The organism is Parvularcula mediterranea (genome assembly GCF_013085255.1).
Taxonomy (GTDB): domain Bacteria; phylum Pseudomonadota; class Alphaproteobacteria; order Caulobacterales; family Parvularculaceae; genus Parvularcula; species Parvularcula mediterranea.
In genome coordinates this window covers 493,471-505,028 of record NZ_JABFCX010000003.1, presented here as the reverse complement: position 1 = coordinate 505,028, position 11,558 = coordinate 493,471, and the positions used below count along the sequence as shown (strand labels likewise).

Genomic DNA, 11,558 nt, shown 5'->3' with positions numbered 1-11,558 from the left:
CAGGTTTTTCATGTGGGTGGGGGATACCCCTGTCTTTTATACACATGTAGATGTGTAAAAGAGACACCTCAAAGGATGGTTTCAAAAGCCAACACAGCCCGGCGGCCACCCCCCCCCACCCAAAAAAAAACCCCCCGCCTCTCTTCCGAACCAGAGGCGGGGGTTTTCTTTTGTTTGGGGTGGGCCTGATCTCAGCGCGCTGAGCCGGGCTTTGCCTCAAGGGTCTGGCAATAGGCGCGGTCATCCTGCCCGCCTTCGAGAACATCGGAGATACGCTCCAGTATGAGATGGGCGCCTTCCTTCGAGACATGATCATCATCCACATAGAGAACGCTTTCGCCTTCTCGCACCCGGCAATCGCTATCGCTGCATAAGAGGAGATGAGGAAAGACGAGACGGGCGCCCGTTGTCTCGGCTTGGTCGCAGAGGATACGGTAGCTTGACCTCTGGCGCTCAAGCACCTCCGAGATCGCCGGCTCGATCGTTCTACGAGAGCCGAAGATCTCCCGGCGTGCTAGCGTCTTGGGAACGTCGACCCCGACCTCCGGTACCGGACCGATGAGGACTACATTTCGCTCCCTCGCTTTCGCAGCAGCGATGCTCCGAGCGAGGCCCCTGGCAACAATACCAGGATTGTCGGCACCCGGACGGCTCTGTTCCTGATCGACAAAGAGGTATGGCGATCCACCTTCGGCCTCCATCCTCGTGCCTTCAACGGCGAGGGGCCAGCGGCTTGCGATCAGCACGGTGTCAATGTCGTCCGAGGTTTCCAAGAGCTCCGCAACTTGATCGAGACGCGCGGTGCAAGCAGCACGGTTTCCGAAATCCGGTCGCCACGCTCCGAGAAGTGGAGGGCAGCCGGCCGTTCCGATGAAGCCGAAATCGAACGCTGGCTGATCAAACCGGCCTTGCGCCAGCGCCGCACCGTGAGAGTCGCCCCAGAGGAGAACGCCGGAGGTTCGTGCCGCCTCAAAGCAATCTGAGGACGGAATATCCGACGGAGCCAGCCGCATGCAACGCTCCCTTAGGAGAGGGGTCGGCTCGTACTTGGCAAAAGTCTGCGCTGCGGGCGGAATACGTCCCGGAAGCCCTTCGGACACAGCAAAAACCGAGGCTCCCCCGACGAGCACTAGCGAAGCGGCGATGGCCGAAAGAGTGATGCCCTTGTCCGAGACCTGCTGCTTCTTCCGAAACGGCTGCTCGATGAACCGCCATGACAGGAAACCAAGTCCAAAGATCGGGACCAGCGACGCAAAAGAGAGGATCAATGGGAGATCAACGCTGGAATTGTAAAGGCGGATATAGGCTAGCACCGGCCAATGCCAGAGGTAGAGGGAGTACGACGCCAGCCCGATCGTCACCAGAACCTTGTGACCGAGAAGCTTGCCCAGGGCCGATCCCTCCCGGCCACCTGCATGGATCATCGCAACCGCTCCCAACGTCGGGAGCAGCGCGGCAAGGCCCGGGAAACGGGTCTCGCTGTCAAAACCGAAGGCCGCGACCATGATCGCAGCCAGTCCGGCCCAGCCGATCCCTTCGGAGGTCCGGTTGGACACTCCGGTCCCCACCGCATGGAGGCCCAAGATCCCTCCAGCCAGCAATTGCCACGCCCTAGAGGGGAGAAGGAAGTAGGCACCCCAAAGATGGGTATAGACGGTCACGGCACTGATCAGCAGCGATCCAACTGCCATCACCCAGAACGCGGGAAGGCGAGGAACCTTCAGCGCAAAGAGCAAAAGCATCAGTGGCGGCAGCACGATGTAGAACTGCTCTTCCACACTCAGGGACCACATGTGGAGGAGAGGATTGAACTCCGCCGTCGTGGTGAAGTACCCGGTGGTTTGCCAGAAGTAGACGTTCGACGAGAAGAAGATCGCCGCGAGGCTCGTTTCTCCGAGGTCTTCCAACTCGGAGGGCAGCATGATCATCGCACCGACGATCAGCGTCACCAGCAGCATCCCATAGAAGGCGGGCAGAAGCCTTCGCGCCCTGCGCAGGTAGAAGTTCGCGAAACTGAACGACTTCTGATCGATTTCAGACGCGATGATCCTCGTGATCAGGAAGCCCGAGATGACGAAGAAGACGTCAACGCCGACGAAGCCGCCAGAGAGGGTCTTAAACCCGGCGTGGAAGAAGATGACGAGCAGCACGGCGATCGCCCGCAGGCCGTCAATGTCGGATCGGTATTTCGTTGCGGTAGGGACCATGGGGGAGATGACACTCGCTTGGTACGGACTGACGTTCTATTCGATTCCGGTGGAAAGGCCGTTAGCGCGAAACGCTTGTGGCTGAGTTAGCCCATGGCTACACCCCGGAAATTGCAGATTCCGGAAGTTTTCACCCACATGGCACGCCAGTTCATCTACTTCATGCAAGGTCTCACCAAAGCCTACGGGGCCAAGAAGATCCTCGACAACGTCCACCTTCAGTTTTACCCGGACGCGAAGATCGGCGTGGTCGGGGTCAACGGCGCGGGTAAGTCGACCCTCCTCAAGATCATGGCCGGCGTGGACCAGGAGTTCACCGGCGAGAGCTACGCTGCCGATGGCGCGAAGGTCGGCTACCTCCCGCAGGAGCCTGAGCTCGACCCCAACAAGACCGTCTTCGAAAATGCGGCCGAAGGCGTCGCGGACATCAAGGCGAAGGTGCAGGAGTTCAACGACGTCTCGATGGAGCTGGCGGAGAACTACTCCGACGAGCTCATGGAGAAGATGTCGACCCTTCAGGAAGAGATCGACGCCCTCGACGCCTGGGACATCGACAGCAAAGTCGAGCTGGCGATGGAGGCCCTGCGCTGCCCGCCGGGCGACTGGCCCGTCACCGACCTCTCCGGCGGTGAGAAGCGCCGCGTGGCGCTGGCCCGCCTGATCCTTGAGAAGAACGACCTCCTCCTCCTCGACGAGCCGACCAACCACCTCGATGCCGAGAGCGTCGCGTGGCTTGAGAACTACCTGCGCAATTTCCCTGGCGCTGTGGTGCTCGTGACCCACGACCGCTACTTCCTCGACAATGTCACCGGCTGGATCCTTGAGCTCGATAGAGCCAAAGGCATCCCGTTCGAGGGCAACTACTCCTCCTGGCTCCAGCAGAAGGCCAAGCGCATGGCCCAGGAAGAGCGGGAGGAGGCCAAGCGCCAGAAGACCCTCGACCGTGAGCTCGAATGGATCAACCAGGGCCAGAAGGCCCGCCAGGCCAAGTCCAAGGCCCGGATCAACTCCTACGAAAAGCTCCGCGACCAGGCCGCGAACGACCAGGTCTCCACCGCCCAGATCCAGATCCCCTCAGGCCCGCGTCTCGGCGGCAAGGTGATCGAGGCCGAGGACCTGAAAAAGGCGTTCGGCGACAAGCTCCTCATCGACGGCCTCACCTTCGAGCTGCCGCCGGGCGGCATTGTCGGCGTGGTCGGCCCCAACGGTGCAGGCAAGACGACCCTCTTCAAGATGCTCACCGGCAAGGAGACCCCGGACGAGGGCTCGATCACGCTGGGTGAAACGGTCAAGCTCGGCTACATCGATCAGACCAGGGAGAATCTCACGGACTCAAACTCCGTATGGGAAGAAATCTCCGGCGGCCTCGACATCATCCAGTTGGGTGAGAAGCGCGAGGTCAACTCCCGCGCCTACTGCACCTGGTTCAACTTCAAGGGCGGCGACCAGCAGAAGAAGGTCGGCGACCTCTCAGGCGGTGAGCGCAACCGCGTGCAGCTCGCCAAGATGCTGAAGGAGGGGGCGAACCTCCTCCTCCTCGACGAACCGACCAACGACCTCGACGTCGATACCCTGCGCGAGCTCGAAGCCGCCCTCGACGAATTCGCAGGCTGCGCCGTGGTCATCTCTCACGACCGCTGGTTCCTCGACCGCATCGCCACCCACATCCTCGCCTTCGAAGGCAACAGCCACGTCGAATGGTTCGAAGGCAATTTTGAGGACTACATTGAGGACAAGAAGCGCAGGCTCGGTCCGGACGCGGACGTTCCGCGGAGGATCAAGTACCGGAAGGCGGAGCGGTAGGCTATATTATGACGCTTAGAGAACAGATTGATAACGCTAAGCGGTCCGTGAGTACGGATGAACTCGCAATAAGCATCGGCGAGATTGGGTCGATGTACGAGGCGAAAGAATTACACATCCTACCAGAATTTCAGCGACTGTTTCGCTGGGGGCCGCAAAAAAAATCTGATTTTATTGAGTCGCTTTTGGTTGGGATTCCAATTCCGCCAGCATTCGCCTACGAGAGGGAGGATGCCACTTGGGAGCTAATCGATGGTCTGCAGAGGATTTCGACCGTACTTGAGTTTCAGGGGCTCCTGAGAGATCCCGACAATCCGGACAAACTATGTGATCCCACTACCTTAGTTGGAGCGAAGTACCTTCCCGGACTCGATGGAGTCGGCTGGGTCCACGGCGGGGCAGACGGAAAGGGAATCGGTAAGGAACTGCAACTCTTCATCCGCAGGGCTAGGATAGATTTTCAGATCTTGAAGTATCCAAGTGACGCAACCACAAAATTTGATCTATTCCAACGACTGAACCGAGGTGGCGCCTACGCGAACGCTCAAGAGGTTCGAACTTGCGCAATGGTTCTCGCGAACGAGGAAGCTACTCGAAAAATTCGAGAAATCGCTAAGAGCGAACCATTCCGAACCGTGTTTCGTGTCAATGAGGACCAGTCGAAAATTCAAAAGGATGTGGAGTATGCCGTCCGGCTGCTTGCCCATGCCTCCAAAGCCTACGAAGGGAAGCTGGACGTCGAAGAGTTTCTCGACAAGGCAATCATCGAACTTCTGCAGGAAGACAATTGGAACGCTTTCCTCGATGATGCTGTTTGGTCGGTTGAGACGCTCCACGCGATTGACGGCGATAAAGTACTACTGCCGCCTAAAAACATCGAATTCAAAACGGTGGAGCGGTTCGCTCTCAGGTCACTTGAAGTCATCGCTGTGGGGGTGCTCATAAACGCCTCTGCTATTAAAGCGCTTCCTAAGCCCGAGGAATTTGTTCGTGAGAGAATTACAAAATTCTGGATGCAGACAAGCGCTCTTGAAGGAATGAGTGGGGCTGGACAACGCGGCACAACGCGTTGGGGTAAGACCCTACCGTTCGGCATGGACTGGTTTGATCCTAGATCTGCGAAATGACCCCCGACGAAGCGTTCGACAGGATCGATCAGGCTAGGCTCAGTAGAGCCAGATCGCTATCCAATACGAAGCAGAAATTCACGAGTAATCTTTTCGGCGTAGATACTTCAAATATTGCATCCCAATCTGTCGTTGTCCTCTGCTACGCCCATTGGGAGGGTTTCTACGCTGATTGTGTCAAGACCTACATCGATTTCTTAGTTGCAAGGGGGCAGAGAGTACGAGAAACAAACTGGCTTTTTATGGTCGGGGTTCTCGATGGTGCCTTTCAAAGTCTCGTGGACCGGAATGCATCTTGGGAGGCGAAGCTTGATTTCGTCGAATCTCTTGAAACTAGGCTCGATACTGATTTTTCCGGGTTCAACCGAACTTGCGTTAAGCCGCGTTCTAATCTTGATGCAGATCAAATCGCGTTGAACGGACGAATTTTGGGAATTCAATTTGAACAGGTCCATCATGATCGGCTTCGAATAAACCGACAACTCGTCAAATGGCGCCATGAAGTTGCACACGGAAATGAGCCAGATCTCTCAGATGTAAACATCGTTGATCATTGTAATCTTACTATCAGTCTTCTGCTGCACATCGCGGACAAATTCCAAGAGAAGATTGTATCGCACCTTTGAGCGTCGAGATCACTGGAGCTGAGCCATGCACCCAACGGTTATCGCGGTAACCATCCCTCTGGTGGCATCTCAAAATGGTTCTCGCATTTCCATCGGTGCCACGACGCTTCGCAGACGGTCCGCCGTAGGCGGAACGATCAGTCTGGGGGACTGATCGTAGGCGGAGAGGGCCACGGCAGTGGCCGGCCAATCGTCCATATTCTTCACCAGCCCGTGCTTGACCGGATTATAATACGTGTACGCGATGTGGTTGGCGAGGTCTTGCTCGTCGAGGATGACGTGCTCCCAGAGCCTGCATTCCAGATGCCGCGTTCGCCGTCTCGGCGGCCTTGCGACTTCTCACCTGTCATTCCGGGGCAGCGCCGGACCCGATCCAGGGATGAGCCCGGAACCCATACCTCCGGCTTATGGGTTCCGGGGTTGCTCTTCGAGCATCCCGGAATGACAGCTAGGGGCTCGGCGCCGAAGGGCGGATTGCGGAGCCATCCGCCGTTACTTTCGGGGCGGAACGGACGGCGGATGGCCTCCGGCAATCCGCCCTACAGGCTACCCAACTTATCCCCGCCCCATCCACCCCGCGCTATCATCCCCCCACGGACAGACGCCGGGAGTTCAGGATCCGTCGCCTGATGATCTGTCCGTGCCGGTGTCATCCGGCGGAGCGGGAACGCGCCAGCGCGTGACCTGATCTGCCTACGGACGCTTCTGGGCGTGAGCTAGGGATTGGCCGTTCAGAAGAGCGTGGTGACATCATGATGCGCTATCGCTTCACTAAGTGAGCGCGTGTCGGCGCTCGCGCGCGGGAGGGGTTGGCACCCCTTCACATCGCGGCAAGCCTCAAAACCAACTCCGCTGCGATGACCGCGCGCGAGCCTCCCATCCCCCCAACAAACCGCCCAAGGGCGGCTCTTCGTGCTGGCGCCCCGTCGGGCTGGAGCAGGTCGCTCGCCGAGTCGGAACAGATTGGCCAAGCCCTCATTCTCCTCGCCCGAACCCTGATAGGGGTCCGGGACGACCGGGTTGCCTCGGCTTGCGCTCTGATCGGCCTTTCTCGCCCGCCCCAGCACGTCATTCGCGCGCGCGGAATGGCGCGGCGGCAACATCGCGCGATCTCGCTGACCAGCGCTAGCCTTCTTCTAAACAAGAGCTTTCCAGGGGCGCATTCTGCCCTTCTGGCCCGGGACCTTCCTGCCAGCTTGTCGCAGGGGAGAGACTCTCGTACGCCGTTTAGAGAAAGTCAGGGAGCCCGCCATGTCGTCCGCTATCGTTCACCTCGCCATCCCCGCCGGCAATCTGGCTGAGACGGTGAAGTTCTACACCGAGGTCTTCGGCTGCACGCTGGGCAACTCCGAAGAGGGACGCTGGCAAGACGTGAACTTCTGGGGGAACGAGCTGACCCTGCACCAGTCGGAGGAACAGCTTCCCAGCGTTCGCCACGATGTGGACATGGGCAATGTGCTGGTCCCGCACTTCGGCGTGCACCTCACGGAAGAAGACTTCCAGGCACTGAAGGACCGGATCGCTAAGGCTGGCCTCACCTATATCGACGAGCCGTACCGCCGGTTCAAAGGCGACAAGTACGAGCAAGAGACCTTTTTCATCGCCGATCCGAACAACAATATCCTTGAGATCAAGACGATGAAGAACCCTGAGGTCCTCTGGCCGTAAGGGCTTCGGACTGCGGGCTTTTCTTCCCCGTGCTGACCTGATGGATTAGGCTCCGGCTATGTCCATCAAGGAAAAGCCGCTCATCAACGCGGCATCGAACATGGCCCCGATGTGGAGCCCCTCCAGCCCGTTCTTCGCAGGGGTGTGGTCGGTGCTGCTGGTCTCCATCTGCATGATCGTCACGATCTTTTTCCAAGGCGCAGGACGTGGAGCAGTCACGTTCTCCGAACTGCTCCCCGCGACGGGGGTGGCAATTATTGTTGGGTTTGCATTGATCGTTGGGTCGATTGCGATGCTGTGGCTCAGGATGCTCATCGGCGAAGACGAGGCGAGGATCGTCATACCGTTCACTGCAGGAGCGTTCCTGGCGATGGGGGTGGCCGTGGTCGCGACGGGCGTGCTTGGTGCCGATTTCGTTGTTTGGGTCGAGGGCCTTCCGCCTCTGCACGGCATGGCACCACGCTAGATGGCCTCGCCGCTGTCCCAATCCCTCGGTGAGCTGACGGTTTCGACGCGCCCTCGGAGTTTCACCGATGTGACGCGGGAGCTGAGCTCATGGCTTTCGGGCGAGGGGGCCGCTGACGGGCTTCTGACGGTTCTGCTTCGGCATACGTCCGCCAGTCTCGTTATTCAGGAGAATGCCGACCCTGACGTGCTCAGGGATCTTGGCGATGCTCTGGACCGCCTTGCGCCGGAGGGGCCGCATTATCGTCACGATGCTGAGGGGCCGGACGATATGCCAGCCCATATCAAGGCGGCGCTGACGAGCCCCACGCTGTCGATCCCGGTGCGCGAGGGGCGGATGCAGCTTGGCACATGGCAGGGTGTCTATATCGCGGAGCATCGGTCGAGCTCGCATAGCCGCAAGCTTTCGCTCCATTTCCTCGGCACCCATCTCTGAGCTTTTCTTATCGCTTCGCGATATGGTAAGGGGAGCCCTTGCGAGGGGGGAACACGGCATGAGTAACGAACAGGTGGCAGCGGGCGGCCCGGTCACGGGCGAGCAGCGGCTGGCTTATCTCGACATCCTGCGCGGTTTCGCGGTGATGGCGATCTTCGCGGTCAACATCAAAGCGATGACGATGCCCTTCGCTTATTACGGCAATCCGAGCCTTTGGGGGACGGAGCTGGAGCAGCTGATCGCGGTGATCCAGAAGTTTATTGTCGACGATAAATGGCGGACGACGTTCACCGCGCTTTATGGCGCGGGTCTCCTGATGATCTGGCAAAGGCTCGAAGCGCGGGGAGAGACGCGTGGGCTCCTTGCACGGAGGAATGGGTTCCTTCTTCTCTTTGGCGCGATCCACATGGTGTTCATCTGGGTTGGGGATATCCTGACGCTTTATGCGCTGATTGGTTTCGCTGCGCTGCTGTTTGTCCGCATGGGGCCGATCAGGCTCTGGATCTTTGGCCTCGTGTTCTTGGTCATCGGCATCGCATGGGCTGCCGGGTTCCAGATGCTATTCAACATCGAAGAGCTGTCGGCGAAGATGGCGCCGAAGTTCTGGTCGCCGACTGAGGAAAGCCTCGCCGTGGAGCTTGCGGCCATGGGCGGCGGGATCACCGAGCAGTTGATGTTCCGAGCGACCAGCGCGGCGTTTGTCCTGCCTGTGATGCTTTTGAGCGGTATGGGGATGATCACGCTGGCGCTCATGCTGCTTGGTATGGCGCTGTTCAAGGGCGGTCTCTACCGCGGGGCTTGGCCGTTTACGTTGGCCCTGCCGCTCGCGGTCGTCGCTCTAGGTGCAGCGTGGGGGCTCGATGCGTGGCAGATCGCGCAGCTTAAGGAGAGCGATTACGCCTTCGAGACCTACAACAACCTCATGGCGTTCGCGATGCTCGACGGCGTTCTCGGTGCTTTCGGATATGGCTGCCTGATCTCGGCGCTCGTCAGCCTGGGGATCAAGTTCTCGGCCTTCGCAGCTGTCGGACGGATGGCGTTCACCAACTACATCACCTGCTCCCTGATCGGGACAACGGTAGGCGGTGGCCACGCGCTCGGAATGTTCGGTGAGACACCGCTGACGCTTCTTGTGGCGATCGTGCTTGGGACCTATGTCGCGATGCTGATTTGGTCGCCGCTGTGGCTGAAATTCTTCCGCTTCGGCCCCCTCGAATGGGTCTGGCGGAGCATGGTCTATAAGACACCTCAGCCGTTCAGGCGATAAGGCGGACCCGCTTCCATCTGGCGTCTGGCGGTTTGGCACGAAGCCTGTAAGCCCGCCCGCCATGGACGCGTACCTGATCGCAGGAGCCCTGGGGCTCGCCCTGACCGCCATTGTCTACTCCGTCGTGGGGTGGGGGAACATCCGCGACTGCATGCTGCTCTGGCTCAGGCGTGACTACTGGACCGGGTACAATGTCGTGGAGTTCCTCTCCTGGGCAACGAAGGCGGCGGTGATCGTGCCGGGCCTCGTCTTCGGGATGGAGATCTGGTGGCTCCACATCCTGACGCTGGGGACGTCGGTCGCGCTGATCTGGGCGTCGATGAAGAAGCTGCTGCCGACCCTGATCGCGTTCAACACGCTGTGGATTTTCCTCTCGATGACGGTGATCGTCCGTCATCTGATGGGGTGAGCCCTCGACCGATTACGGCCATCCCGAAATTAAGGCTGCACCTGAACACTCCAGACATTCTCTACTAGCGTTCAAAGAGCTTGTAGGGGAGATCGGGTGATGAGAATCAAGATCAAAGAAAAAGACCTAACCATTTCAGACCACTTGGCGCGCAGTTGGAAAGTTGCGAGCTGGCTTATCTATGGTCTCTTCGCTCTCGTCCTGATCCTTTTCGGCGCGATCCACATCATCGCTGGCTTCCTCCCCGACTCTCCCGTTGCAAACTACATCCTTCCCGAGATTTTCCGGACGGCGCTGGAAGAGGCTCAGGACGCCGATCCGGGGGAGAAAGGGGACTATTTCAACTTCCTCATTGGTGTGCCTCTTGCGGCAGCGGGCTCTGCAGTGGCGGCGGTCGTTGCGGCCTCTGCGAAAAGCGTCGCAAACCGGCAGCGGCTGGTCCAGGAAATGGGGCTGGTCGATTCGAAGTTGACCACAGGCGGGCCGCACTTTCTCCAACTCGTCAACGCGATCGACGACCTCCATGAGCGCGGCCATCAATTTCGACGCCTTGTCAGAGAGATTATCGACGCCGCCCACGCAGAGAGCGTGCATCCCCTTTCGGTCGTCGCCGACGACGTTGCTTCGGATGATCGCCAGATCACTGCAGGCGAGAGCGTCGATAGACTGAGAGATAAGTATCTGCCGCTGATAGAGGAGAATCTCGATGCCATCGGGTGCTGCTGCGAGGTGGTGTTCGACAAGTTCCAAGTCCTCACCTTCGACCCGTTCTGGGCTCGGGCCATCGAAATCCAGGGAAAGCATTGCGCACCGAACTGGTACAGGATCGAAGAGCGGATGCGGGCGGTGCAGGGGACTCCAGCCAAGGACCCGGATGACTGGTCGCCACGTGCCGTCTCGAGGCAATTGAGGCGCTGGACTTTGGAGAATGACGCCGAGCGAGCGCTTCTGACGTTCCTCTATCTTCCGGCCGACGCAACTCCGCTTGAATTCGTCGGGGCAATCATTCGTCTCGAGACCGAAGAAGGTGAGTTTCCGCGGGCCGAAGCCCTCAAAAGATGGTCAAAGGGCGACGAGAGCACTCTTACGATCGTCAATCGCGGTGCATCTGGCCTTTTCACTTTGTTCTATGCCCTGCCGTCTCAGGAGGCACTCCAAGCCACCGTCTTTAGCCTCTTCCCAAATCTCAACACCTACGAGTCCCGCGGATATTTCCGGACACTGGCTAATAAGAGAAAGATTTCGAGCGACGGGATGCTGGATTTCATCGACGACGCTTTCCTTGCAACAGGGTCACTGATCTATCTCCAAGGCATGACGCCTGAGACGATTTACAGTCTTCCGGAGCGGCTGGAACAGAAGGCCACCTCAAGGACCGGCAGTTCACGGAAGAGAAAACGCGAGCCCTTCAAGGGCGTGTTGCCGATGCGTCTTCAGGGTAATGACGCGGTCGAGATAAAGCGCTCGCTCACCGCTCCGCCAGCTTCCGCAAGACCGGCGCGGCCGTCTACGATCAGGCGACGCTAACGACACACGCGGATTAGGGCTTA

General features: G+C 59.0%; 10 protein-coding genes. 9 read left to right on the top strand and 1 reads right to left on the bottom strand.

The window, feature by feature from the left end:
- Positions 1-191: 191 nt before the first annotated feature.
- Positions 192-2,207, bottom strand: a complete 2,016-nt coding sequence (locus tag HK107_RS11215) for an acyltransferase family protein (RefSeq protein ID WP_173199784.1) — start codon at positions 2,205-2,207, stop codon at positions 192-194.
- A 138-nt stretch (positions 2,208-2,345) separates the two neighbouring features.
- On the opposite strand from HK107_RS11215, the gene ettA reads away from it, so the two are divergent.
- From ettA to HK107_RS11170, 9 genes are all read left to right on the top strand, one after another.
- Positions 2,346-4,010 (top strand): energy-dependent translational throttle protein EttA, encoded by a 1,665-nt coding sequence (gene ettA / locus HK107_RS11210; RefSeq protein ID WP_173199782.1) that lies wholly within the window; start codon positions 2,346-2,348, stop codon positions 4,008-4,010.
- Between the two features lie 47 nt (positions 4,011-4,057).
- On the top strand, positions 4,058-5,137 hold the full coding sequence (locus tag HK107_RS11205) for a DUF262 domain-containing protein (protein WP_198912394.1): 1,080 nt from the start codon (positions 4,058-4,060) through the stop codon (positions 5,135-5,137).
- Positions 5,134-5,763, top strand: coding sequence for an MAE_28990/MAE_18760 family HEPN-like nuclease (locus tag HK107_RS11200; RefSeq protein WP_173199777.1), 630 nt, complete (start codon positions 5,134-5,136; stop codon positions 5,761-5,763). Before HK107_RS11205 ends, HK107_RS11200 begins: the two co-directional genes overlap by 4 nt.
- 1,251 nt (positions 5,764-7,014) lie before the next feature.
- Positions 7,015-7,431 carry a VOC family protein gene (locus HK107_RS11195; RefSeq protein WP_173199775.1) on the top strand — a complete coding sequence of 139 codons (417 nt, stop codon included), beginning with the start codon at positions 7,015-7,017 and terminating at the stop codon, positions 7,429-7,431.
- A gap of 58 nt (positions 7,432-7,489) precedes the next feature.
- Positions 7,490-7,897: a hypothetical protein gene (locus HK107_RS11190; protein ID WP_173199773.1), complete on the top strand. Its 408-nt coding sequence runs from the start codon at positions 7,490-7,492 to the stop codon at positions 7,895-7,897.
- Entirely contained in the window at positions 7,898-8,332 is a 435-nt protein-coding gene (locus tag HK107_RS11185; protein ID WP_173199771.1) for a secondary thiamine-phosphate synthase enzyme YjbQ, read from the top strand.
- 58 nt (positions 8,333-8,390) lie between these two features.
- Positions 8,391-9,599 carry a DUF418 domain-containing protein gene (locus tag HK107_RS11180; protein ID WP_173199769.1) on the top strand — a complete coding sequence of 403 codons (1,209 nt, stop codon included), beginning with the start codon at positions 8,391-8,393 and terminating at the stop codon, positions 9,597-9,599.
- Positions 9,600-9,660: 61 nt separating this feature from the next.
- A complete protein-coding gene (locus HK107_RS11175) occupies positions 9,661-10,008 on the top strand; it encodes a hypothetical protein (RefSeq protein WP_173199767.1) in 348 nt (115 codons plus the stop codon).
- 99 nt (positions 10,009-10,107) lie between these two features.
- On the top strand, positions 10,108-11,535 hold the full coding sequence (locus tag HK107_RS11170; protein WP_173199765.1) for a hypothetical protein: 1,428 nt from the start codon (positions 10,108-10,110) through the stop codon (positions 11,533-11,535).
- Positions 11,536-11,558 lie beyond the last annotated feature (23 nt).